The sequence below is a fragment of the Plantactinospora sp. WMMC1484 genome (genome assembly GCF_049315195.1).
GTDB lineage: Bacteria > Actinomycetota > Actinomycetes > Mycobacteriales > Micromonosporaceae > Plantactinospora.
On record NZ_CP186055.1, the window covers coordinates 5755590 to 5779749 of the forward strand.

16 protein-coding genes are annotated in these 24160 nt (G+C 74.1%); 6 read left to right on the top strand and 10 right to left on the bottom strand.

Annotated features, from left to right (window positions below; genetic code table 11):
- Positions 1-6: 6 nt before the first annotated feature.
- The gene (locus ACN28C_RS24985; RefSeq protein ID WP_422769964.1) at positions 7-576 is read left to right on the top strand and encodes a levansucrase; all 570 of its coding nucleotides are present in this window, start codon (positions 7-9) and stop codon (positions 574-576) included.
- Here ACN28C_RS24985 and ACN28C_RS24990 read toward each other — a convergent pair.
- The 3 genes from ACN28C_RS24990 to ACN28C_RS25000 are packed head-to-tail and all read right to left on the bottom strand — an operon-like array spanning position 558 to position 4791.
- Complete coding sequence (locus ACN28C_RS24990; protein WP_422769965.1) at positions 558-2000, bottom strand: cobyrinate a,c-diamide synthase; 1443 nt, start codon at positions 1998-2000, stop codon at positions 558-560. The two genes, ACN28C_RS24985 and ACN28C_RS24990, sit on opposite strands and share 19 nt — an antisense overlap.
- Positions 1997-2611, bottom strand: a complete 615-nt coding sequence (gene cobO, locus ACN28C_RS24995) for a cob(I)yrinic acid a,c-diamide adenosyltransferase (protein WP_422769966.1) — start codon at positions 2609-2611, stop codon at positions 1997-1999. Before cobO ends, ACN28C_RS24990 begins: the two co-directional genes overlap by 4 nt.
- Complete coding sequence (locus ACN28C_RS25000; RefSeq protein WP_422774797.1) at positions 2611-4791, bottom strand: VWA domain-containing protein; 2181 nt, start codon at positions 4789-4791, stop codon at positions 2611-2613. The genes cobO and ACN28C_RS25000 overlap by 1 nt, the downstream gene beginning before the upstream one ends.
- Before the next feature lie 416 nt (positions 4792-5207).
- On the opposite strand from ACN28C_RS25000, the gene cbiE reads away from it, so the two are divergent.
- From cbiE to cobF, 3 genes are read left to right on the top strand one after another with little or no spacing between them, the layout of a single operon-like run.
- Complete coding sequence (cbiE, locus tag ACN28C_RS25005; protein WP_422769967.1) at positions 5208-6461, top strand: precorrin-6y C5,15-methyltransferase (decarboxylating) subunit CbiE; 1254 nt, start codon at positions 5208-5210, stop codon at positions 6459-6461.
- Complete coding sequence (gene cobM, locus ACN28C_RS25010) at positions 6443-7204, top strand: precorrin-4 C(11)-methyltransferase (protein WP_422769968.1); 762 nt, start codon at positions 6443-6445, stop codon at positions 7202-7204. Before cbiE ends, cobM begins: the two co-directional genes overlap by 19 nt.
- Positions 7205-7216: 12 nt before the next feature.
- Entirely contained in the window at positions 7217-7978 is a 762-nt protein-coding gene (gene cobF / locus ACN28C_RS25015) for a precorrin-6A synthase (deacetylating) (protein WP_422769969.1), read from the top strand.
- A gap of 38 nt (positions 7979-8016) precedes the next feature.
- Here cobF and ACN28C_RS25020 read toward each other — a convergent pair whose 3' ends face one another.
- Positions 8017-8727, bottom strand: coding sequence for an alpha/beta hydrolase (locus ACN28C_RS25020; RefSeq protein WP_422769970.1), 711 nt, complete (start codon positions 8725-8727; stop codon positions 8017-8019).
- A 79-nt stretch (positions 8728-8806) separates the two neighbouring features.
- Here ACN28C_RS25020 and ACN28C_RS25025 point away from each other — a divergent pair, with 79 nt between their 5' ends.
- Together ACN28C_RS25025 and ACN28C_RS25030 are read left to right on the top strand one after the other, a co-directional pair.
- Positions 8807-9520: a hypothetical protein gene (locus tag ACN28C_RS25025; RefSeq protein WP_422769971.1), complete on the top strand. Its 714-nt coding sequence runs from the start codon at positions 8807-8809 to the stop codon at positions 9518-9520.
- Positions 9521-9555: 35 nt separating this feature from the next.
- Positions 9556-10197 (top strand): nitroreductase family protein, encoded by a 642-nt coding sequence (locus ACN28C_RS25030; protein WP_422769972.1) that lies wholly within the window; start codon positions 9556-9558, stop codon positions 10195-10197.
- 48 nt (positions 10198-10245) lie between these two features.
- Here the strand turns inward: ACN28C_RS25030 and ACN28C_RS25035 are convergent, their stop codons facing one another.
- The 6 genes from ACN28C_RS25035 to ACN28C_RS25060 form a co-directional block, all read right to left on the bottom strand.
- On the bottom strand, positions 10246-12090 hold the full coding sequence (locus ACN28C_RS25035; RefSeq protein ID WP_422769973.1) for a hypothetical protein: 1845 nt from the start codon (positions 12088-12090) through the stop codon (positions 10246-10248).
- Positions 12083-16615, bottom strand: a complete 4533-nt coding sequence (locus ACN28C_RS25040; protein WP_422769974.1) for a DUF6603 domain-containing protein — start codon at positions 16613-16615, stop codon at positions 12083-12085. Before ACN28C_RS25040 ends, ACN28C_RS25035 begins: the two co-directional genes overlap by 8 nt.
- Positions 16603-17889, bottom strand: coding sequence for a ComEC/Rec2 family competence protein (locus tag ACN28C_RS25045; protein WP_422769975.1), 1287 nt, complete (start codon positions 17887-17889; stop codon positions 16603-16605). The genes ACN28C_RS25040 and ACN28C_RS25045 overlap by 13 nt, the downstream gene beginning before the upstream one ends.
- A gap of 46 nt (positions 17890-17935) precedes the next feature.
- Positions 17936-20101 carry a LamG domain-containing protein gene (locus ACN28C_RS25050; protein ID WP_422769976.1) on the bottom strand — a complete coding sequence of 722 codons (2166 nt, stop codon included), beginning with the start codon at positions 20099-20101 and terminating at the stop codon, positions 17936-17938.
- Complete coding sequence (locus tag ACN28C_RS25055; RefSeq protein WP_422769977.1) at positions 20098-20322, bottom strand: hypothetical protein; 225 nt, start codon at positions 20320-20322, stop codon at positions 20098-20100. The genes ACN28C_RS25050 and ACN28C_RS25055 overlap by 4 nt, the downstream gene beginning before the upstream one ends.
- A gap of 151 nt (positions 20323-20473) precedes the next feature.
- Complete coding sequence (locus ACN28C_RS25060; protein WP_422769978.1) at positions 20474-24112, bottom strand: hypothetical protein; 3639 nt, start codon at positions 24110-24112, stop codon at positions 20474-20476.
- Positions 24113-24160: the final 48 nt, after the last annotated feature.

Sequence of the window (24160 nt, forward strand, 5' to 3'; positions counted from 1 at the left end):
ATGCCGGTGACCGGCGGACGAGACCGGCTGGCGGACGACCGGTGGCTGGCGGACGAGGAATGTGGGGACAGCATGGATGCGACGGCGACGGACTCGGTCCGGGCCTATCTGGACGCGACGGCGCAGCGCCTGCAGGCCGACGGTTGCGAGGTGCGGACCGAGGACTGGAACGGCCTGCCGGTGCTGGTCGGCTACCGCGCCGACTTCCGGCTCCAGTGGATGGCCACCAAGCTGCATCTGTTCACCGTCGCCGCGCCCGCGCCGCTGGTCACGGCGAGCGCGATCGAGGAGTTCACCACCTCGGCGTTGGACTACGTGGTGGCCCGCAAGGGGCAACTGCGCGGGATGCAGAGCGGGGTCGCGGTCCTTCCCGCGCTGGTGAGCACCCGGGTCGAGCCGGAGGCGGCGGCCTGGGTGCAGCGGGGGCAGGTGGTCCGGTTCGCCGCGATGGCCCGCCCGGTGGTGGTGGACGCCGGCACGGGAGCGGTCGCCTGCTTCCTGGGCAGTGCCGCGCTCGGCCTCCTCTACTCGGCCCACTTCCGCCGCAAGCTCGCCGCCTACTTCCCCGCCCGGTGACCGGGCCGCTCGGTCGCCGGGCCTGACGCCACCGCCGCACCGAAGCGGGTGGCGAGCCCCGGATGGCCGGCCCAGTGCACGTGCAGGTAGGAGGCGTGCACGTTGCCGTCGACCACGCCCTCCTCGACCTCGGCGCCCACGCCGTGTGCTCGGGACGGTCGGGGCCGGAAGCGCCACGCCGGCACCCGGCCGGGTGCGTACCCGACCTGGGTGCGGTGGAACTCGTGCCCGGTCACCACCGCACCGGGCTCGGCCAGTGGGCCGGCGCCGACCGCGACCGCCTCCCGGTAGCCGAGGGTGAGCCTGCCGGTCATCCGGGCCGAGGCGGCCAGCACCCCGGCCATCGGGTGCCCGTCGAGGTCCCGGCAGAGGTAGAGCAGCCCGGCACACTCGGCCAGCACCGGCACCCCGGCCCGGACCGCCCCGGCCACCGCCGTGCGCAGCCGCACGTTGGCGGCGAGGTCGGCCGCGTAGACCTCCGGGAAGCCGCCGCCGAGGTAGAGCCCCGCGCAGCCGTCCGGCAGCGCCTCGTCCCGGAGCGGGTCGACGGGTACGACCCGGAGGCCGGCAGCCGCGAGGAGTTCGTCGGTTTCGGCGTACCGGAAGGTGAAGGCCGAGCCACCGGCGACCGCGACCGTCGCCGGTGGTAGCCGGGGCACCTCGTCGGCCGGGCGCCACTGCCCGGCGGGGAGTTCGGGGGCCCGGCGGGCGACGGCGAGCACCGCGTCGAGGTCCACCGCCCGGGTGACGTGCGCGGCGAGCGCGTCGACGGTACGCCGGGCCGCCGCCGCCCGCTCGGCCGCCGGGACGAGTCCGAGGTGCCGGCTCGGGGTGTCCAGGGTGGTGTCCCGGCGCAGCGCCCCGAGCACCGGTACGCCGGTGCGGGCAACCGCCTGCCGCACCTCCGCCTCGTGCGTCTCCGAGCCGACCTTGTTGAGGATCACCCCGGCGACGGTCAGCCCGTCGTAGCCGGCGAAGCCGTGCACCAGCGCGCCGATGCTGCGGGAGGCACCGGAGACGTCGACCACCAGCAGCACCGGACTGCCGGTGAGCCGGGCGACGTGCGCGGTGGAGGCGAAGCCCTCCCGGCCGATGGCGCCGTCGTGCAGCCCCATCACGCCCTCGATCACCGCGACGTCGGCCGGTGCCGGCACCGTCGCGCCGTGCCGGAGCAGTCCGACGATCCGCTCCTCGCCCTGCAGGTGCGGGTCGAGGTTGCGGCCCGGCCGTCCGGTGGCCAGGGCGTGGTAGCCGGGATCGATGTAGTCGGGGCCGACCTTGTGGCCGCTGACCGCCAGACCACGACCGCGCAGCGCCGCCATCAGGCCGGTCGCCACCGTGGTCTTGCCCTGCCCGGAGCCGGGTGCGGCGATCACGACCCGGGGCAGTCGGGACGGGCCGGGCGGCGCGGACGAACCGCTCACCACTCGATCCCCCGCTGTCCCTTCTGGCCGGCATCCATCGGATGCCTCACCTTGGTCATCTCGACCACCAGGTCGGCGGCCTCGACCAGCCGGGGGTCGGCGTCCCGGCCGGTGACGACGACGTGCTGGGTGCCGCGGCGGTCCCGGAGGGTCCGCACCACCTCGTCGACGTCGACCCAGCCCCACTTCATCGGATAGGTGAACTCGTCGAGCACGTAGAGCTGGTGCCGTTCGTCCGCGAGCCGGCGCTGAATCTCCCGCCAGCCCTCGAGGGCGTCGGCGGCGTGGTCCGGCTCGCTGCCGGGTTTGCGGCTCCAGCTCCAGCCGGAGCCCATCCTGTGCCACTGCACCGGGCCGCCCTCGCCGGTCTGCTCGTGCAGCCGGCCGAGCGCGAGCAGGGCGTTCTCCTCGCCGACCCGCCAGCGGGCGGACTTGACGAACTGGAAGACCGCGATCGACCAGCCCTGGTTCCAGCCCCGCAGGGCCAGTCCGAACGCGGCGGTCGACTTACCCTTCATCGCTCCGGTGTGCACCATCAGCAGCGGGCGGTTGCGGCGCTGCCGCGTGGTCAGCCCGTCGGCGGGTACCGTCTCCGGCCGTCCCTGTGGCATCAGGCGGCCCTCCCCTGCCGGCTCCCGCCGCTGCCGGGCCCGACCCCGGCAGCGGCGTCGGGGGTACGGGTGCCGGTGCGGCTGCGGACGGCGCTGGCCAGCGTGCCGGCGGCGACCTGCTCCAGCGGCAGGTGCTCGGCGCCGAGGGCGCCGGCCAGCGCGGCGGCCAGTCCGAGCCGGATCCGGCCCGCCTCGCAGTCGACCACCACCGCGCGCACGCCGTCGGCGGCGAGCAACCGGGCGGCGTGCCGGGATCGGGCCACCGCGTCCGGGCCGGCGGTGGCCCGGCCGTCGGTCAGCACCACCAGCAACGCGCGGCGGCGCGGATCGCGGATCCGTTCGACCCGCAGCGCCGCACCAGCCCGGAGCAGTCCCTCGGCCAGCGGGGTACGACCACCCGTCGGCAGCTCGGCGAGCCGGGCGGCGGCAACGTCCACACTGGAGGTCGGTGGCAGCAGCAGGTCGCCCCCGTCGCCCCGGAAGGTGACCAGGCCGACCTTGTCCCGCCGCTGGTAGGCGTCGAGCAGCAGGGCGAGCACGGCCGTCTCGACCTCCCGCATCCGCTGCCGCGCCGCCATCGAGCCGGAGGCGTCGACGCAGAAGAGGATCAGGTTCCCCTCCCGCCCCTGCCGCACCGCCACCCGGACGTCCTGGGGGCGCACCTCCAGTCCCGGGCCGCGCCGGCCGCGTGCCCGCTGGTGCGGGGCGGCCGCCCAGAGCGTGGCGACCGGATGCGGCCGGTTGCCCGGCCCGGCCCCGGGCGGCACGGTCCGGATCGTCTGCCCGACCGTGGTGACCGCGGGTGACCGGCGGCCGGCGACCCCTGCCCCGACCCCCGGTACGACCAGCAGCCTGGCCCGGTACGGGCGGTCGGCGGCAAGAGGCCGGCTTGCGCCATCCGGCGCACGTCCCCGGCCGTCCTGTCCCGCCGAGCCGTCCGGGACGGCCGGCACCGGGGCCGGCTCCGCACCGTCCGAACCCGCCCTGTTCCAACCGGCACTGTCCGGTCCGGCGCCGTCACCCGGCCCGCCGGCGGCCCCGGACGCGGGATCGGCCGCCGCCGCGTCCCCCGGTGCCGGGCCGGGCTCGTCGGGCGGCGGCGCCCCACCCGGCCCCCCGGGATCCGGACCCTCGGGACCGGATCCGCCGGTGTCGGGACCGCCCGGCGGTTGAGCGCTGCCCGGGGGCGGCTCCCCCTGCTGGTCCAGGCCGGCGTCGGCGAGGGCCTGGTCGAGCCGCTCCTGCTCGATGCCGGGCGGGTCGAACGGGTCCCGCCGGCGTCGGTGCGGCAGCGCGAGCCGCGCGGCGGCCCGGATGTCCGACCCGGTGACCGTGTTCCGCCCGCACCACGCCGCGTGCGCCATCGCCGCGCGCGCCGTCACCAGGTCGGCACGCATCCCGTCGACCTCGAACGAGGCGCAGACCATGGCGATCCGGTGCAGGGTGTCGTCGTCGAGCCGGACCTCGGGAAGCAGCCGGCGGGCGGTGGCGATCCGGGCGGCCCGCTCGGCGTCCGCCGCCGCGTACCGGTCGGCGAACCCGTCCGGGTCGGCCTCGTAGCGGAGCCGCCGCCGGGTCACCTCGGCGCGGACCGCCGGGTCGCGGCTGGCCGCCACCTCGACGGTCAACCCGAACCGGTCCAGCAGTTGCGGACGGAGCTCCCCCTCCTCCGGGTTCATCGTACCGACCAGGACGAACCGGGCGGCGTGCGCGACCGAAACGCCCTCCCGTTCCACAGTGACCCGCCCCATCGCCGCCGCGTCGAGCAGCACGTCGACCAGGTGGTCGTGCAGCAGGTTGACCTCGTCGACGTAGAGCAGCCCCCGGTGTGCCGAGGCGAGCAGTCCGGGCTCGTACGCGGTGACGCCGTCGCGCAGCGCCCGTTCCAGGTGCAGGGAGCCGAGTACCCGGTCCTCGGTCGCACCGACCGGCAGCTCGACGAGCCGGGCCGGCCGGATCACCGCCGCCACGGGCTCGTGCGGACCGTCCGGGCACTCCTGGTCCGGTGCGGCCGGGTCGCAGGAGAAGCGGCAGCCGGACGCGACGGTGACCGGCGGCAGGAGCCCCGCCAGCGCCCGGACGATCGTCGACTTGGCGGTGCCCTTCTCACCCCGGATCAGCACTCCGCCGATGGCCGGCGAGACGGCGCTGAGGGTGAGCGCGAGTGCCATGTCGTCCATCCCGACGACGGCGGAGAACGGGTACGACCGCACGGGGCCAACCTCCTACCTCGCGGGTGTCCACGCCCGCGACCGGTCCGGGGCCGGGCCGCCCGGAGGGTCGACCCGGGACGGGGGCGGAGTGTCTGGCTCCCGGCCTCGCGGCCGGTCACAGTGGCGGGACCGCCCCGGAGTCGCCGGTCCCCCTGGACCGGCCCACCGGTGTTCCTCGCCGCGCCGTCGCCGCCGATGATGGCACAGCCGACCGCCCTCCGACACCGCCGACCACCCTCCGGCCCAGCCGACGGGCCCTCCGGCGGGGCCGACCGCCCTCCGGCACGGGCGGCGGTGGCCGGACCGGGCATCCCCGCGGCGGACGATGACACAGCTCACCCGATTGGACACGGGCGGCGGCCGGTCGACTAACGTTCCGGCTCGTGACCGTGACGAGCGCCGGCCCCGGCCCGACCGGGCGGGGACCCCGGCTGACCGTTGTCGGCATCGGCGCGGACGGATGGGCCGGGCTGGGTGAGGCCGGTCGCCGGGCGGTCCTCGCCGCCGAGGTCGTCGTCGCCGGGCGGCGGCAACTCGACCTCCTCCCCGACGAGTTGCCGGCACAGCGGGTGAGCTGGCCGAGCCCGCTCCTGCCGGCGCTGCCCCACCTGCTCGACGCGCACGCCGGCCGCCGGCTCTGCGTACTCGCCAGTGGCGATCCGATGTGGTTCGGGATCGGGGCGCGGATCGTCGACCTGGTCGGCCCCGAGCGGGTCGAGGTGGTGCCGCAGCCCTCCTCGATCACCCTGGCCTGCGCCCGGCTCGGCTGGCCGGTCGAGCGGGTCACCGTGCTCAGCGCGGTCGGTCGCGACCTGGCCCGGGTACGCCGGGTCCTCGCCCCCGGCCGGCGGATCCTGGTGCTCAGCGCCGACGCCTCCACCCCACCCGCCCTGGCCGCCCTGCTGACCGGCGCCGGCTACGGCGCAAGCCCGCTGACCGTGCTGGAGTCGCTCGGCGCAGGGCACGAGCGGCGGCTCGACGGGACCGCGGAGGACTGGCCACACCCACCCGGTGACCCGTTGAACGTCGTGGCGGTGCGGGCCACGGCCGGGCCGCAGGCCGTACTCCGGTCGGCGGTGCCGGGGCTGCCGGACGAGGCGTACGCGCACGACGGGGCGCTGACCAAGCGGGAGGCTCGGGCACTGGCGCTGGCCCGGCTCTCCCCGGGTCACGACGAGCTGCTCTGGGATGTCGGCGCCGGGTCGGGAAGCATCGGCATCGAGTGGCTGCGGGCCGAGCCGAGCTGCCGGGCGGTGGCGGTCGAGGCCCGGCCGGAGCGGGCGGAACGGATCGCCGGCAACGCGGCGGCGCTCGGCGTGCCGGAGCTTCGGGTCGTGCTCGGCGCGGCGCCGGACGCGCTGGCCGGGCTGCCGACGCCGGACGCGGTATTCGTCGGCGGCGGGCTGGCCGCCGAAGGGGTGCTGGAGAGCTGCTGGGCGGCGCTGGTGCCGGGTGGCCGGCTGGTGGCGCACGCGGTGACGATCGAGGGGGAACACGAGTTGACGAGGAATGCCGCCCGGTTCGGCGGCGACCTGACCCGGCTCGGTGTGGAGCGGGCCGCGCCGCTCGGCGGCTTCACCGCCTGGAAGCCGGCCCGCGCCCTGGTGCAGTGGGCGGTGTGCAAGCCGTGCCGGTGACCTTCATCGGCGCCGGACCGGGTGCCGCCGACCTGATCACCGTACGCGGGCAGCGGGTCCTGACCCGCGCCCGGCTCTGCCTCTACGCCGGCAGCCTGGTCCCGGCGGAATTGCTGGAGTCGTGCCCGCCCGACGCCGAACTGGTCGACACCGCCGACCTGACCCTGGACGAGATCGTGGCCCGGATGGTCGACGGGCACCGGGCCGGCCGGGAGGTGGCCCGGCTCTGCTCCGGCGACCCGTCGATCTACAGTGCCGTGGCCGAACAGCTGCGCCGGCTCGACGACGCGGGCGTACCGTACGAGATCGTCCCCGGCGTGCCGGCCTTCGCCGCCGCCGCCGCGACGCTGCGCCGGGAGCTGACCGTGCCGACGGTCGGCCAGACGGTGGTGCTGACCAGGGCCCGGTCCCGGTCGACGGCGATGCCGGCCACCGAGGAGCTGGCGGTGCTCGGTGCGAGCCGGGCGACCCTGGTGCTGCACCTGGCGGTCGGTCGGACCCGCGAGCTGGTCGGGCAGCTCGTCCCGCACTACGGTGCGGACTGTCCGGTGGCGGTGGTGGCTCGGGCCAGCCGCTCCGACGAGCTGGTGCTGCGCGGCACCCTGGCCGACATCGCCGACCAGGTCGAGCAGGCCGGCGTACGCCGCACCGCCGTGATCGTCGTCGGCCGGGTGCTCGCCGCCGAGGGCTTTCCGGACAGCTACCTCTACTCGCCCGGCCGCGACCGCTCGGCGAAGCGCTAGGGACGGCCGGCGGTGCGAAGGATCCTGGTCATCGGCATCGGGGCGGGCGACCCCGAACAGCTCACCCTGGCGGCGGTCCGGGCGATCGCCGAGGTCGACGTCTTCTTCGTCCTCGACAAGGGCGCCACGAAACAGGACCTGCTCGGGCTGCGGCAGGAGATCCTGCGCCGGCACCCGACGAAACCGGGGCACCGGGTGGTGGAGGTGACCGACCCGGACCGGGACCGGAACACGCCGGCCTATGCGGCGGCGGTGGACGAGTGGCGGCGGCGCCGGGCCGAGCTGCTGCGCGGCCTGGTCCGCGACGAGGTGCCGGCCGACGGGTGCGGCGCATTCCTGGTCTGGGGCGATCCGGCGCTCTACGACAGCACGCTCGGGGTCATCGAGGAGATCCTGGCGGACGGGACGGTCGAGTTCGATCACGCGGTGATCCCGGGGGTGAGCAGCGTGTCGACGCTGGCCGCCCGGCACCGGATCGGGCTCAACCGGGTCGGCCGGCCGTTCCAGGTCACCACCGGCCGGCTACTCGGGCAGGGCTGGCCGGCCGGGGTGGACGACCTGGTGGTGATGCTCGACGCGCACTGCACGTTCATGCGGGTGGACGAGCCGGACGTGCAGATCTACTGGGGAGCCTACCTCGGCACCCCCGACGAGATCCTGGTGGCCGGCCCGCTCGCCGAGGTCGGCCCGGAGATCGTCGAGAAGCGCCGGGCGGCGCGCGAACGCAAGGGCTGGATCATGGACACCTATCTGCTGCGTCGCCGGCCGAGCTGATCTTCCCGGCGACTCGCCGGCATCGCACACAGCAGGACTCAGGATGCCGAGGACCGCCATCGGTGGGTGATCGCAAGGATGCGGTCGGCCACGGCGCGTGGATCCACCACCTGGTGCAGGTGCCGACCCGAAAGGTGGTCGACGGTCCAGCCGCGTTGCCGCGCATCGTCGGCGACCGGCTCGTACGGCGGGCTGAAGCGCAGGTAGCCGCAGGGCCGATCGTCCCAGCCGGCCGGGTTGGGCACGAGTTCCTGGTAGTAGCCCAGCGGCAGCCGGGGTTGTTCGGCCGAGACGGCGTCGCGGGTCCGCACATCCGGGAACATCGGCGCGACCTCGGACTCCTCCCACCACTCCGTCCACTGCGGTAGCCGGCCGCCGACCGCCTTCGGGCGCAGGAAGTCCAGCAGCTCGGGTGGGGCGACCGGGGTCGGTCCGGCCGGCGACGGCAGCGCCGCGTCCACGAAGACGCAGCCGACGACCCGACGGGTGGTGGCCGCCACGACGACCGGCACGAAGAGCCCGGCGTTGCTGTGCGACACGATCACGACGGGCCGGGTCTGTGGTAACCGGTCCATCGCCGCCGTGACCGTCCCGGCGACGGCCCGCCAGTACGGCGGACACGCGTCCGCGACGCCGGTCAGGGACGGCACGATGGCCGGCGCCCCCGACGCTTCGAGCATCTGGGCCGTCGACGCCCAGGTCAGCGGCCCCACCGACGGACTGTGCACGAGTACGAACGTGGCATCCATGGCCACACCCTTGACGATCCGGCCCGCGGTACACCACCCCGCCCGTCACGCTGGCGGCGAACAGGCGACCGTCACAGGGTTGCCCGTATATCGGGAGACCGAAAGCGCCGAGGCCGAGCGGGCCTGGCGGGCGTACGGCATCGGCCGGGCCGACCGGGTGGCACTCGCCGCCGACCTGCGTTCCGACCTGCGGGCGGCGGCCGCGGACGGCGGCGACCCGGCGCAGTTGCTCGGCGGCGACGTGCCCGGCTTCGCCCGCCGCCTCGCCGACGAGGCCGGCGTCCGACGGGTGCCCCGGCACTACGGCCCCCTACTCGGCACCGCACTGACCGGTGCGGCACTCGGCAGTGTCGTCGGCTACGCCGTCCTGGCCGTGCTCTCCCCCGTCTTCGTGCGCCTGGTGGACATCCCCCGCTCGGTCGAGATACCGATCCAGTTCGCCGTCGCCGCCTACTACGGCGTGCCGGCGGCCGTGGTGGTCGCGGGTGCGGTCGTCGCGGTCCGGCTCCGGCTGCGCGACGTGCCGCGGATCAGACGGACCGCGTGGATGATGAGCCTGCTGCTTCCGGTCGCCGGTATCGTCGTCACGCCGGTCACCATGGGATACGCGTGGTCAACGGGCTACAGCACCGCGCCCGGGGTCGTGCTCACCGAGGCCGCCATGGTGCTGGCCGCCCTCGCCGGCGCCACGATCCTGTCCCGCCGCCTCTCGCTCGGCGGCAGGCAGGCGACGTCCGGCAGCACGTCCCCGCGCCCCGCTCCCCCGCACTCCACGCGGACCAGGTCGGCCTGAGCGGACGGCACCGGGCCGATGGCAGGATCTGGGGCATGGAGTTCGCCGAGGTGATCCGCCGCCGCCGGATGGTGCGCCACTACGCCGACCGGCCGCTGAGTCCCGACGTCGTCGACAGGATCCTGGCCAGTGCGCTGCGCGCGCCGTCGGCCGGCTTCTCGCAGGGCTGGGCCTTCCTCGCCCTCACCGACCCTGCCGACCGGGCCAGGTTCTGGCCCTTCGTCCCGACCCGGGTCGCGCAGACACCGACCATGCAGGACGCGCCGCTGGTCGTGGTGCCGCTCGCGCACAAGGCGGCATACCTGTCCCGCTACGCCGAGGCCGACAAGGGCTGGACCGACCGGGACGAGGCCCGCTGGCCGGTGCCGTACTGGTACGTCGACACCGGCATGGCCACGCTGATGATGCTGTTGACCGCCGTCGACGAGGGCCTGGGAGCCTGCTTCTTCGGCATCATGCCGCTGGCCGGCGACGACGTCGACCCGACGGTGGCGGTCCCCGCGCACACCGCCGCGTTCAGGGCCGAGTTCGGCATCCCCGACGAGTACACGCCGATCGGCGGCATCTGCGTCGGCTACCGGGCCGACGACCTGCCTCCGCAGAACCCCACCATCGCCGGCCGCCGCCGCGGCCGGGAGACGGTGGTCCATCGCGGACAGTGGGGCCGCCGGGCGTGAGTCCAGGTCCGCCCGGCGCTGGAGCGGCTCGTCCCGGCACGGCTGGCACTAGCGGAGGAAGCTGACCCGTTCGGCCGTCTCGGTCAACTGGAGGGCGAAGTCGCCCGAGTCCAGGCTTCCCGCCGTGCGGTCCAGAGCCCGCGCCATGGCGTCGGCCAGCGCCCGTACCGGGACGGTGCGCCGGGCTCCGAGCGGTAGCGGGCCGACCGGTGGTGGGGTGCCGCCGCCGCTGCCACCGGGAGCGCGCAGCGTCTTGCGCACCGTCGGCCCGGTCGCCGGGTCGTCGATCTCCAGCTCGACCGCCAGGTGCTGGTGCTCCGGCGGCTGGTGCAGGTCCAGCCTGGCCAGTTTCCCGGCGAAGAGGCAGAGCAGGATGTCCGGGGTGAGCCGGTCGACCCGCCACGGGTGGAGCGGATTGCGGCCGTCGGCGTCGTCGTAGCCGTCGACCAGCAGGCCGGGATATCCGCCGATCACCTCGGAGCGGATCAGCGCCCCGGTGACCTCCGGAAAATCCAGCGGTAGCGGCGTCGCGGCGTCACGCTCCACGTCGGCCGGGCCGAGCCGGCCGACGCTGTAGGCGCCGTCGACCAGGTGCCGTACCCAGCCCTGGTCGAGGCCGAGGAACCGGATGCTCTCCACCGGCAGCAGCCGCGCGTCCGGGAGCAGGTAGCGCAGCGGCACCCCGTCCAGTCGGGTCAGCCCGCGCAGCCAGTCGAGCAGGTTCTCCGGCAGCGTGTCGTCGACCGGCGGCACCGCCAGCGGGTAGTCCGGGTCGACGGGTTGCCGAGCGCGCCGGCTCCGCCGCCGCCAGCTGTTCAGCCCGGTGCCGACGTCGGCGGCGGCAAGCGCGAGCAGCCGGCCGAGCTGCCAGGCGGCGGCCGGGCCGAGGTCGAACATGCCGAGTTCCGGGTCGAAGCGGAGCAGCCCGTCCGGGGTACGCCGCGGCGGCACCGGCCCCGGGTCGCGTGGCCCGGCGGTCAGCGGCCCCCGGTACCAGCCGACGCCCTGACCGCCCTGGCGCTGCCGGTGCCGCACCGGGACGTACCCGTCCCGCAGGTAGCGGTCGGCCTCCGGTTCGCCGCTCTCCGGCAGGCGCAGCGTCCCGCCGTCGTCGGCGAGCCGGTGGACCAGAGCCGGGAAGCTGTGCGCGTCGCTGACGCAGGCGAACCGCCAACTGGCGAGGCTGACCAGCGGCACCGTCGGGACCGTCGTGACGCCGCGCCCGGGATGCGGCAGGTGGAACGCGCCACCGGGCAGGTAGCGCCCCTCCAGCGAGACCAGGTGCACCGTGCTGGTGGCTCCGGCCGCCGGCAGCCGGCAGCCGACCAGCACGGCCGTCTCGGTCGCCGGGTCGTCGTCGCTGCCGCTGCCCCGCCGGACGTGCGCGAGCAGGTGCAGGTCCCGGTACGCGGGCAGCGACTCCGTCAGCAGCGGCACCGGTACGTCGATGACCGTGACCGGGTCGTCGTCCGACTCGTACCGCTCCGGCGCCGGCTGCCCGGACGGTAGCGCGTCGTCGTTGCGCAGGTCGGCCAGGGTGATGGTGCGGGGTGCGGGGCGTTCCTCCTCGGTGAAGAGCAGCAGCGCGAGCCAGGGTGGCTGCCCGCCGTCGGCCGCCCCGCCACCGGTCTGTCGCTCCCACGGCAGGGTCGGGCGGTCCAGCACCAGGTGCGGCAGGGTGTTGCTGTGGTCGCCCAGGCTGCCGTCGGGCGGGAAGACGTACCGGATCGCCGCCGGCGGGAGGGCGACGCGCTCCGCGCCGATGCCGAACCGGTAGCTACTGGTGAAGTCGCCGGACTCCCGGTCGACGGTCTGGCTGACGGTGATCTGGTAGTCGCCCGCGACCAGGGCCGGTCGGCGGTAGGCGCTGAACGTGACGGTCTGCTCAGGCATGGACGGCCACCTGGGGGATCTCGTGGAATTCGGTGATGTCGAAGGGCGTCAGGTCGACCGCCGCATCCGGCAGGACGGCGGCGGCCACCCGGGTGTGCGCGGCGCGGACGGTCGGCATGCCGATGCTGCTGGCGATCGTCCCGGCCCGCTCGGCCGGCGAGCTGTCCCGCACCCTCGGGTCCGGCGGCGGGTCGAGCCGGATCACCCCGGCCCGGCGGTAGAGGTCGGTGCCGAGCTGCAACTCGGCCCGGTCGACCCAGGGCGAGTTCGCCGGTACGGCCGGGGCGTGCGGTCGCACGACGTAGCCGGTCAGCAGGTTCTCCACCAGCGCCGGGTCCCCGGCCGACGGGGTGGGCCGGCCGCCCCACTGCGCGTACGGCAGTCCCTTCAGCACGGGGACGTAGTCGAAGTCGCCGTCGGCGGGGAGGCTGTTGCGGGTGATCGTGATCCGGTGTGTGCTGGTGATCCCGCCGGGGGCGATGCCGAGCGGGCCGACTCCGAACCGGGTGTCCGCGGTGCCGGTGGAGAGCGCCGTCTCGGCACCGGGCGCGCCGCGTACCGCCCGGGTGGCCGGGATGGCGCTGTCGGTGGTCAGTTCCAGGGTGGCCGGGTCGGCCAGCCCGAGCTCGTCGGCGTCGGCACCCTCGGCGGTGCGCAGGGCGGTGGCCCGTAGGGTGACCGTGGTGGTCCGGTCCCGTTCGGGCAGCAGGGTGTCCCGGAACCGGGTCCAGTCGACCGGGTCGGGCCGGCCGGCCGGCCCGGCGCCGAAGCCGATGGTGATCGAGGTGACGCCGAGGTCGATCGTCGCGGCGCCGCCGAAGTTCGGACCCCAGAGCCGGACGTCGGTGCCGACCTGCACGTTGATCGTGTGTGTGCCGAAGAAGTGGTAGGTGTACGAGGCGGCGATCCGGACCTGGAGCGACGCCTCGTAGTGGTACGGCTGCCAGGCGATGAGGAAGTCCATCGCGGCGTCGAACGACGCGCGCAGCGAGCCGTCCTGCCAGATGGCGCTGACCGTGCCGCCGGCCATCAGGGTGCTCGGGGTGAGCGCGTAGTAGGCGGTGCCGCTCAGGCTGAACTGGTCGGAGACCTTCCAGGCGAAGCCGAGCCGGGGCACCGTCGGATAGTGCGCCGGGACGGCGAAGTGCGGATGGTAGCCACCGGCGGTGATCGCGAAATCGCCGTCGTGCGGGCCGTCGAACCAGGTGGAGAAGGCGAACCCGCCGCTGAGGTGGCAGTCCCGGGAGAGCACGTACGAGTCGCGCGTCAACTGCGCCAGCACGGTCAGGTAGCCGTCCTCCGGTACCAGGCTGGCCCGCAGCGCAAGCTGCACCTGGGCGACCGGGGTGACCGGCGGCGCCTTGTCGTCGTGCGCCGGCAGGGTCAGGGTGGCCAGGCCCAGCAGGTCGAGCTCGAACCGGTGTCCGAATGCGGCGGTCAGTAGGACGAACGAGTCGACCATCTTGAACGAGTCGAAGTGCACCCCGGCGGCGAGCAGCAGGTCGCCGGTGGACGGCGGCAACCAGTCGGCCAGGGCGTGCAGCTCGTCGGCGAGGGTGGCGCCCCGGGTACGGAGGCCGATGGCCTCGGCGACGAGGGGGAAACTGGCGATCTCGGTGACCGGGGGGAGCACCAGCCGCCGGTGGTAGCCGAATCCGACGGCCAGACCCTTGACGTGGAAGAAGGGCGGGCCGCCGAGGGGGTAGTCCAGCCAGGCGTAGACGAAGACCGAGGGCCCGGACGGCAGTCGGGTGTAGGAGCCGATCGCGGACAGGGAGAGCTCGTGGTAGCGCAGTTGGGCGGCACCGCCGTACGCCGGCAGGGTCTGCCCGGCGTAGCTGATCTCGGTCTTGAGGAAGGCGCCGTCGATGGCCAGCCCACCGTTGCGGTAGGCCAGGCCCAGCCCGGCCAGGTCGAACGAGGGTGGGCTGGCCGGCCGGGCGGCGGAGAGCCCCGCGGCGAGCCCGCTCAGCGCCAGCGTCAGCCCTCCGGCGGTGAGGGTGGCGTCCAGCAGCACCGCGATCCGCGGGTCGTCGCCGTCCTGCTGCTGCCAGGCCAGGCCGATCCGGTTCACCTGGACCGGCCCGAACGTCCGCTGCACCCTGAGCCAGACCGCGTTGTCCCCGGTGCGGGTCTGGTTCGCCGGAGGATTCGGCACCCCGCCGGCCGGCGGCGGGCTGGCGCCGGGTGCGCCGGAGACCGGCAGGGTCACCGGGGTGGCGGCGGTGCCGAGCCGCAGGGTGGCGTCGACGGTGAAGCCCGCGGCCAGCCCGGCGGCCGGCAGCCCGGCCACGTCGGCCGGGAGCAGCGCGTTGAGCGCGGCCACCTCGGTCCCGGTCAGGGCGGCGGTGGCGGCCAGCAGCCGCAGCGGCGCCAGCCCGATGGCCGCGTCGCCGCCGAGGTGTTCACCGACCACCGGCAGCCCGGCCAGGTCGAGGGTCGCGTTCAGGTCCACCGCGAAGGCGTACGCCGAACCGCCCGCCGCCGGTGTGCTCTGCGCGACGACCAGGCGGCGCAGGTCCACCACCACCCGGTCGGGCAGGTATCCGACCGCCGTGTGCGAAACCGCGCCCACCAGCGCGCGCAGGCTCGGCAGCGGGTCGGTGTCACCGTGCCGGTAGCTGGCGGCGAGCCGGCGGGCGGTCGGATCGGCGGCCAGGTGCAGATCCAGTCGGGGCTGGAAGACGCCGCCGTCGACGGGCACCTCCAGCGCCAGTTGGCCGGCGAAGCTGCGCCGGTCGGTGTCGACCGTCAGGGTGAGCGCCACCTCGGTGCCGTCGACCGGGAAGCGGAGCTGGCCGGTGGCGAAGAGCCGCCCGGAGCCGGTGGAGAACTCCACCCCGAGGTCCTCCACCACCAGTCCGGCCAGCGGCGCCGGCAGGGTCAGCCCGCGATACCGCTCGGCCAGTGACTCGACCAGGGCGCCGAGCGGGATCTGCTGGCCGGGGCCGGTGCTGCCGGCGAACTCCCACTGCCGGGTCGGCGCCGGGTCGTAGTCGGTCTCGACCGTGATCGTCACATCGTGTACGACGAAGTCCGCCCGCCCGTGGAAGGTGGTCGCCTCCGGGGTGTGCGCCAGGTCGAACTCGACGTCGTGCACGTCGATCCCGTCCGCGACCGGCCAGCTTCCGCTGAGCACGATCTCGCCGGCGAAGCTGCCGCCCCGGGTGCCCTTCTCCGGAAGTTCGGCGTTGGCCTGGAACTTCAGCACGTCCAGCGTGGGCAGATGCCCGGGATCGGACTTGGTGAAGTGCCGGTAGACCTCGCGGATGCTCAGCGGTTCGTCGCCGTCGCGCAGGTCGCCACCGATGGCGCGGTCGCGGGCGTCGATGGCCAGCTCCAGCACGCCGCTGTCGCCGATGCCGAAGAGGCCGCTGACCAGCACCGCCACGTACGGGTCGGCCAGGTTGCCGACCCGCACGTTGAGGTCGATCTGTTCCAGGGTGAGCAGGTCCTCGATGATCGTCCATTCCGCCTCGGTGAAGACGGTCATCGTGAGGTAGTCGACCGGTGGGGAGGCGGCCGGGTTCACCGCGATGCTCACCCGGTCCAGCACGACCCCGGGGCCGGGTTCGATGCCGAACGGCACCGGCAGGTCGTCCAGGCCGGCGAACCGGGCGACGTCCCGCACGGTCACCGGGCCGAGGTCGCTGAAGTCCGCGGTCAGCACCATCCGGCCGGTCCAGCCGCTGACCTTGCTGGTGATCAGGACCCGCCGGGTCTGCGTGACGCCCGGCGCGACCGTCACCTGCACCGGGACGGCACCGGTGACCAGTAGGTATCCGGCGACCTCGTGGTCGACCGTGTAACGGTTGAGCCGAGGTTGGCCGACCAGTTCGTAGCGCAGCTCCCGCACGGTGGTGATCCCGAGGTCCAGGTCGTGACCCTGGGCGCCGAAGAGCACCACCAGCGGCACCAGCGGGGTGCGGACCGGCACGGCGGGCGGGGCGACCGCGAGCATGGTGATCTCGCCGGTCATCGGGTGCACCAGCACCCCCGGATGGTCGGGATGGCTCTCGCCGGGAAAGAGCAACGCGATGGCGGCCATCGCACCGGTGACCCGCAGCGAGCCGGTGAAGGTCATCGGCGCCTCGACCGGGTCCGGCGCCGGCCCGGAGGTGGCGGACAGCCGGCCGCTGTCCAGCTTCAGGACCGGCTGGTCGAAGCGCAGGTCGGCCAGCATGGTCCCGGCGAGGCTCGGGAAGGCGTCCGCCAGGGACCAGGCGGCGCCGGCGGCGGCGGTGACCGTGACCGTGTCGACGGTGTCGCCGGTCAACGCGAAGCGGACCGTGACCGTCATCCGGATGAACGGCGCGGTCGTGCCGGCGCCGGTGACGCTGACCGCGCCGGGCGCGGTGTCGTCCCGGGAGACCCCGGCCAGGGTCAGGCGTCCCAGGGGCACGAACCGTCCCAGGTACGTCGCGACCGGCGCGCCGAAGCGGTCGACCGGCAGGTCGAGTTGGCCACCCGTGCTGCCCGAGAGCAGCGCCTCCAACTCGGCCCGGCTCAGCCCTACGCCGGCCATGTGATGTCCAGGTGGGATTCGTCCGAGGTCGCGGAGATGTCCGAACCGGTGGCGTAGATCGGCACGGAGACGGCGAAGTCCTTCGGGGCGGCGTCGTCGCCCGGCCACCAGCAGGAGATCGGGTGCGCGTCGGCGGTACGGGCCGGCGGGGTGCCGAACTGCTCCTGGTAGAGCTCCACCACCTCCTTGCTCGGCAGGTGGTGCTCCTTCCGCCCGGTCTTGCCGGCGCTGATCACCGCGCGCTCCCGTGGGTTCACCAGTTCCAGGAACTCCTCGCCGGAGGAGGTGCGTGCGCTGCCGTGGTGCCCGACCTGCACCACGTGCACCTTCTCCAGGCGCGGCTTGATCTGTTTGGCGTACTTTCCCTTCTCGTAGAGGTACTTCTCGGTCGACCGGGTGGCGTCGCCGCAGAGCAGCAGCACCTTGTCGCCCACTTTGACCAGGGTCACCACGCTGCCCCGGTTGTTGCCGGGGTCGTTGTCGGAGTCGTAGTTCTCCACGACGGTGCCGGCGAGCAGCGTGACGGTGCACCCGACGCCCCCGGTCTCGGCGACGATCCGGATCCCGCCCTGGCCGTCCAGGCAGTTGACCTCCTTCGGATCCGTGCTCGCGGTCGTGAGCCTGTTCCGCTCGTATTTCGACGCGGTGGGCAGGCGGTAGTCCAGGCTGACCTCGCTCTCCGGCACCTTCGGGTCCTCGTTGTGCACCACCCGGTATTCCCTGGCGTCATCCTGGAGAACCTGGGTGACGAAGTTGCGGGGGCCGGCCTGGTATTTGGTCAGGTCGAAACTGTGGTAGAAGCTACCGATGGTGATCGTCTGACCCCCGTACGTCAACACCTCCCGGAGCTTGTTGATGTGGTCCTTGTCCGGGTGGGTCAGGATGAGGATGTCGATGTGCTGGTCCTGCTTGAGGAACCGGTCGATGAAGAGGCTGTCGTAGGCGAACGCCAGGCGATTCGCCGAACTCATTCCGTCCGGGTCGATCGTGCCGCAGTCGACGAGGATCATCTTGCCGCCCGGGGTCTTCAGCGCGATGCAGTCGCCCTGCCCCATCCGGATGAATCGGGCGTAGAACTTGTTGTCGGTGCGGGAGCCGGGTGGAGAGACCGGATTCCGGATCGCCCGGGCAACCAACTCGGTCTCCGCGTCGGCGGCCGCCGACGCGTCCTTCGTCACCTCCGCCTTCAACCTCTTCGTGAGCTCGTCCGGCTCGCCGGCGAGGTCGGTGACGTCCGTCACGCTGGCGCTCCGGTTCTTGCGCTTGGGTGGCATCGGGATTCCTCCTCGTCGAACATCGCTCCGTGCTGTCCGTTACGGCTCAGCGCAGCTGCCCGGTGGCGACCAGCCGGGCCAGCACCGACAGTTCGCGCTGGGTGATCAGCACTCCGCCCACCCGCAGCGCGGTGAAGTGGCCCTCCGCCGCGTAGACGTTGACCAGTTGGTCGCCGGGGAGCGACCCGGTCTTGAAGGCGATCCCCTCGGGGCGGCCCTCGATCCGGTTCCAGAACTTGTCCGGGTGGTGGAACCGGATGCTCGGATAGGTGATCACCCCCTCGCCGGTGTGCGTCTGGTACAGCTCCAGGAAGAGCCGCTGGCCACCGGTCGGCTCGTCCCGGCGCAGTTGCAGGTGGTCCGAGGCCGCCTGCACGGTGAGCCGGGCCGGTGGGGTCGTGGTGCCGATCCCGACGTTGTTGCCGACCGGGTTGATGGCCAGCGGTGACGGCCCGTGCGACTGCACCCAGGCGTACGTGGTGTGGTAGCCGAGCCGCAGGTTCGGCTGGTTCGTCGGGCCGACGATCAGGCTGCCCTGGGTGCCGTCGCTGTTGACGTCCTCGATGTGCAGCCGGGCGCGCGGAGCCGCCGTGCCCAGCCCGGCCCGTCCGGCGTTGAAGAGCAGCGGAGCGCGCTCCACCTCGGCGGTGACGAAGCCGTCCTGGTAACCGGGGATGTTCTCGTAGGCCAGCACGACCGGGGCGTGCCCGGTCGCGCCCAGGCCGTAGATCGACCTGATGGTCAGGTCCAGCCACGCCCCGGCCGCCAGGCTGGTGTCGGCGGGCGGCCTCAGGGTCCACTGGACCCGCTCGTCGTCGATCACCCTGGTGGGCGCCTCCCACCCTGCGGCGGCGCCGCCGAGTTCGAGGGTCAGCGATCCGGCCCGCGTGGAGTCGGTGAGCGCCCAGGTGCGGGACTCGTTCGCCAGTTGCACCTCGAAGGAGAGCACCAGTTTCGACTCGCCGCCCGCGGTCCCCGGACCGGCGAGCGGGATGGCGACGTCCCGGGAGATGTTCGCCACCCGCAGCCGCAGGTCACTCGGGTCCGTCCCGCCGCTGAGCACCCGGTCGCCGTCGACGAAGCCGATGTCGAGCGGGATGTCCGGCCGGCCCCGGTGGTTCACCACCTCCAGCACCTGCTGGCGGGTCCCGGTGATCTCGCTCGTCTCCCGGACGTAGCCGAGTTGCCGGTAGCCGAGCTCGACCCGGGTGCCCCGGGTGCCGTCGGTGCCGTCGACCCGCAGACCGGTCAGCGGAAGGTCGACCGAGGTGCCGGCCGGGATCCGGGCCGAGGCCGGACCGAGGAGGTAGAACGCGGTGCGGTCCGGAGTGGCCAGCATGCTCCAGCCGGTCGCGGCCAGCCCGACCGGGCTGATCGTGGCCAGCGTGCCGGCCCGCCAGCGCAGTGCCAGGTGGTGGTTGGTTGCCGAGACCGGGCCGGAGAGCGGCCAGAGGGTGATGTCGTGCCGGGCGGAGTTGCTCACCCGCAGCGTCATGGTCTGACTGGACGCGCCGTCGTCGATGTAGAGCACCGGCTGCTGGTCGACGTTGGCCAACTCGAAGTCGAGCGGGTAGGTCCGGACGAACGCGCCGAGTGTGGTCTCGTCACCGGCGGTGAGTTGCCGTATCTCCTCGGCGGTGAGCGCACCGTCGTGCACCCGGACACCTGCCACCGCTCCGGTGAGGTACCCGCCGGGGTTCTCCGGCTCCCGACCGAGCACCAGCTCGCCCCTGGCCTGGACGAGCGGCAGGTTGGGCTGGCGCTGGTACACCTGGGCGCCGTTGACGTAGATGCGCAGATCGGTGGCGTCGCGGGTGACCGCGACGTGGTTCCAGGTCTGGTAGGTGAGGACGCCCGGGTCGGTCTGGAAGATCATCCCGCCGGTGCCGGCCTTCGGCAGGACGCACTGGAGGATGCCCTTGCCGCCGGCACGGAGGTTGAGCGTGCCGCGCCCGACGATCGAGGTCGACACGGTCAGCGGCGGGAGCCGCACCCAGGCGGAGATGGTGAACGCGGTGAACCCGGGCAGGCCGGACGACCTGACCGCGTCGCCGGTGCCGTCCAGCAGGAGGCAGGCGCCGAACTGCTCGTCCGGTAGCACGGTCGGATTGCCCTCGACCCGGCCGTCGAGCTGGCGCTCGGAGTAGTCCGGCATGATCCCGCCGGGCGCGATGTCGTCGAGCTGCCAGTACAGCAGCAGGTTGGCGGTCACGCCGGTCTCGCCACGGTCAGGCCGGCGCGCTCGCCCTCGCGGAGTGCCTGCGGCGACCCGGCACCGCCGGCGGGCCGGTTGGTGACCGGCTGCACCTGCGGGGCCGCCTGCTGGCCGATGAGCTCGATCAACTCGTAGACCTGCGCGTACGGCAGTTGGCCGAGGGCCTGCAGGATGGTGTTGGTCTGGTCCAGGGAGAGCGTGAGGGTGATCTGGGGCATCGGTACGTCCTCGCTCCGTCGGGGTCTGCGGATGCTTCGTCGCCGCCGGGTGGCGGGTTCCTGGGCGGCGGCCGGTGGAGTTGCCTGTCGACTCGGGATGGACCGTGCTCCGTCTTCACGGACCGCCCGTCGGTCCGGGACGGACCGTTGGTCAGTTCGTCGGTGTCTCGCGGAGGGAAAGCCAGCCCTCCCGGGCGGTGAGGGTGGCCGGGATGCCGTCCCTGAGCGCGGGTGGATCGCCCACCTCGGTCCAGGCCGTCCCCACCCGCTCCCGCCAGGTCCAGGTCCGGCCCGGCGGGCTGGACCGGACCAGGTCGACCGTGTCGGCCTCGGTCAGCACCGGCGCGGCGAGGAACCCGGTCTCGAGCCCGGCGAGCGCGGCGTGCATCTGGTCGTCGGTCAGCCGTACGCTGCCGGTCGGCAGGATCCCGCTGGTGGCATGGATCGACCCGGTCGGGGCCAGCAGCACGGTGAGCGTCCGGTCCGGCAGGTCGATCCCGAGCTCGACCGGGGAGTCCGCGCCTGCCGCGGCCAGTCGCGCCGGGTCGTGGTATGTGGTGCCGAGCCCGTCCTCCTGCTCCAGCCAGTAACCCAGGGTGCCGTCCCCCAACCGGCCCGGCTCGCCGACCCGCACCGGGAAGCGGACCAGCGGGTAGTCGTTCGTCTCCCAGCCGTTCCGGTTCAGGTCCTGCCGGAACACGTTCCAGTCCTGATGGGTCGCGGAAAGCCCGGCGGCGTGCAGGCCGACCGCCAGCCGCAGCACCGCGACCGGCCGGCCGAGCAGGGCGGCCCAGGCCCGCTGCTGTGCGGGCTCTTCCGGTTCCACCGACTCCAGCGCGTCGTCCAGGCCGCCGAGGAACGCCGCCAGCCCGTCCGGCCCGCGCGCACGCAGCCACTGCACCACCGCCCGCAGTCGCGGGTTGGCGATCCCGTCCACGGTGTTCGCCGTCCCCGGGGCCGGCGCCCAGTACGCCGCCGCCGGCCGGACCGGGTCGGGCAGTGGATAGAGCGTGCCGAGCCAGTCACCGGTCCCGGCGTACGCCCGCAGGCCGTCGTCGAGGGTGTCCGGCAGCAGCCAGCCGCAGATCGGGGAGGCGGTGGGCAGCCCGGCACAGGGCCGGTCCGGCTGCTCGGCGTCGAGCAGGTCCAGCCGCAGCCGCGCGGGTACGGCCAGCCGGGGCGGCAGCGCCACCCAGGTCGGCCGGTTCGCCACCCGGAGTCGGGCGGTGGTGTGCGGGGCGGTGGTGTCCACGTCGTACCCGACCCCGAAGCTGTCCACGATGCGCAGCCGGCGCAGCCGCATCGCCCCGGCCCGGATCGGGTTGAAGTCACTCATCGGCACCGGGGCGCGCCGGCCCTGCCCGCCGACCGCCGCGTCGACCAGCGCCGCGAGGTCCTGACCGCTGCGGAACCCGAGCGGGTCGGCGATCGGGAGCTGCCGGACCAGGCGGAGCATCAGCAGGGCGTCGTTGAACCCGCCGAGGCTCTGCGCCAGGTTGCTCTCCTCGTGCGCGAGCAGGTGCCGGTACGCGACCGCGAGGGTGCGCAGCCGGGCCTCGCCGGCCGGGCCGGCGCACCAGTCCAGCAGTATCGTCGGGTCGGCGTCGATCTGCTCGGGGCTCAGCGGCGGCTCGTCGACCTCCCGCCGCGCGTCGTTGAAGCCGGCCAGCGGGCTGCTCTTCAGATAGCGCAGGATGCGCCCGGTCAGCAGCGGCCGGGTGGACGAGGAGAGCACGGTGCTGCCGGTGTAGACGTTCGCCGCCTTGTCCAGCACCTCGGCGCCGCGCGGGCGCAGTTCGGTGTCACCGTCGGCCAGCCGGTAGGTGTCGGTGACGAAGCCGGGGTCGAAGTTGCGGTCGGCGGGGTCGAGGTTGTTTCCCTCCCGGCTGGGGAAGAACTCCACCTCCCAAACCATCAGCACCGGGTGCCACGGCTGGGCGGTCCAGCGCCGCAGCGCCGGATGCGGGTCCGGCAGCTTCTCCGCCAGCCGCGCCACCTGGTCGGCGAGCGTGCCGATGCCGGCGGCGGTGGCCAGGTCCGCCGGCGTGACCCGGTCGGCGTCCAGCACCTGGCAGGGCAGCAGGCCGTCCGGCTGGTCGTCACCGTCCTGGCCGTAGCGGTCGGACGGCGTGGCGGCCGGGCCGGTGAGCAGCACGACCGGCTCGTTCGGCAGGTGGTACGGGTCGGCCGGCACCGGTACCGGCAGGAACCGGCTACCGGCCTGCTCGGCGAGCGCGTTCACCGCGGTCAGCGCCCGCTCCACGGCCGTACGGGCGGCGAGCAGCCGGTGCGCCAGGCTCGTGCCGGGGCCGACCGGCGGATAGCTCCCGGTGAGCCGGGCCAGTGCGGTCAACTCCTCGACCCCCTGACGCAGGCGCAGCCCGACCAGCGCCGGATCGGGGTAGTCCGCCCGCCCCTGGTCGGGCGGGTAGGCGCAGGCGAGATAGCGGTGCCAGTCGGCGAAGAGCCGCTCCCGCAGGGAGGTGGCGTGATTGACCGCGTCGTCGTAGGCCGACTGCGCCGCGGTGAGCGCGGCCAGCAGATCGTCGATGCCCTCCGGTAGCCGCAGCCCCTCCCGGCGCTGCCGCTGCTCGGCGGTGATCGGGCGGGCCGTCCCGTCGGGGGCCGTGCCGACCGGGTCGTCGTGCCGGCGTACCGTCCAGGCGATGCCGGCGGCGACCGGGGTGAACGAGGCGGTGTGCCGGGCCTCGGCGAGCCGGTCGACCAGATCCAGCGACGCGCTCTCCAACTCGTCGGCGACGGTGAGCGCCTCCAGCAGGTTCTCCACCTGATCCTCGGTGACGCCGGGCAGTGCGGCGCCGAGGTGTGCGGCGAGCGCCTCGGTGGCGGTGTCGGCCACCCAGAGGCCCGCCTCCGGATCCGCCGCTGGCGCCGACCCCGAGGGGTTACCGGGGGCGAAGGTCAGCCGTCCGAAGCAGAGCAGCCGGTCGGGTGCCGGACCGGCGCCGACCGGCACCGACCAGGACAGCCGGTTGGCCAGCAGGTCCCACCACTGGCCACCGCCGGCGGCCAGCACGGTCAGCAACTCGTCGTCGGAAGGGTCGGCGTACCAGCCCAGCACGTCGTACCGGAGGCCCTTGAGCGGTCCGGTGCCGGTGGCCGGGTCGGCGCCGAGGTCGTCGTCGTGGAAGCCGAAGACGCTGTGCGAGTTGGGATAGAAGGCGGCGAAGGTGGGCTCCCCGTAGCCGATCGCGGTCAGCCCGCCGAGCCGGTCCGCCGGGCCGCCGGGCCAGGCCGACAGCGGCAGGGTGCGGCCCAGGAAGCGGTACGGGCGCCCGGTGCCGCCGCGTGGGTCGCCGGCCAGCGGCGGGTACGGCACGCCGCCCCGGTCGATGTCGGAGAGGGCGTCGCTCTCCACCACCCAGCGGTCCTGGGCGCCGCCCGGCCGGGAGCGGGTGACCAGCCACCGGTTCGGCACCCGGGGCAGGTCGACCTCGGGGCGGTCGCCGGTGGCCCCGCCGGGCTGGTTGCCACTGGTGGCCGCGCCGGGCTGGTTGCCACTGGTGGCCCCGCCGGGCTGGTGCACAAGCCTGGTGAGCGCGTCCGGCAACGACCAGTGCAGGTGCAGGCCGGCCCGCAGCCGCAGACCCTCGGTGAACGGGTCGGGCAACAGGGCGCCGCTGAGATACGGCTCTTCCGGGTGGACGTCGTGCCCGGTGATCGCGTCGACATAGGGTAGACGGGTGAAGTCCGCGGAGGGACCTGCGACATTCTGATCGTGGGTGAGCCAGAGACCGTCGACCTTGATGGGCACAGCGACAAAGCGCATGGGACATCCCTGTATCTCGACGAATCGGGATGAGGCTTGACCAAACTG

Excerpts from the sequence above, each read along its gene's own strand:
- cobO (WP_422769966.1), bottom strand. The coding sequence starts at position 2,611 with ATGCCACAGGGACGGCCGGAGACGGTACCCGCCGACGGGCTGACCACG.
- ACN28C_RS25000 (WP_422774797.1), bottom strand. The coding sequence starts at position 4,791 with ATGGACGACATGGCACTCGCGCTCACCCTCAGCGCCGTCTCGCCGGCC.
- ACN28C_RS25020 (WP_422769970.1), bottom strand. The coding sequence starts at position 8,727 with ATGGATGCCACGTTCGTACTCGTGCACAGTCCGTCGGTGGGGCCGCTG.
- ACN28C_RS25030 (WP_422769972.1), top strand. The coding sequence starts at position 9,556 with ATGGAGTTCGCCGAGGTGATCCGCCGCCGCCGGATGGTGCGCCACTAC.
- ACN28C_RS25035 (WP_422769973.1), bottom strand. The coding sequence starts at position 12,090 with ATGCCTGAGCAGACCGTCACGTTCAGCGCCTACCGCCGACCGGCCCTG.
- ACN28C_RS25040 (WP_422769974.1), bottom strand. The coding sequence starts at position 16,615 with ATGGCCGGCGTAGGGCTGAGCCGGGCCGAGTTGGAGGCGCTGCTCTCG.
- ACN28C_RS25045 (WP_422769975.1), bottom strand. The coding sequence starts at position 17,889 with ATGCCACCCAAGCGCAAGAACCGGAGCGCCAGCGTGACGGACGTCACC.
- ACN28C_RS25055 (WP_422769977.1), bottom strand. The coding sequence starts at position 20,322 with ATGCCCCAGATCACCCTCACGCTCTCCCTGGACCAGACCAACACCATC.
- ACN28C_RS25060 (WP_422769978.1), bottom strand. The coding sequence starts at position 24,112 with ATGCGCTTTGTCGCTGTGCCCATCAAGGTCGACGGTCTCTGGCTCACC.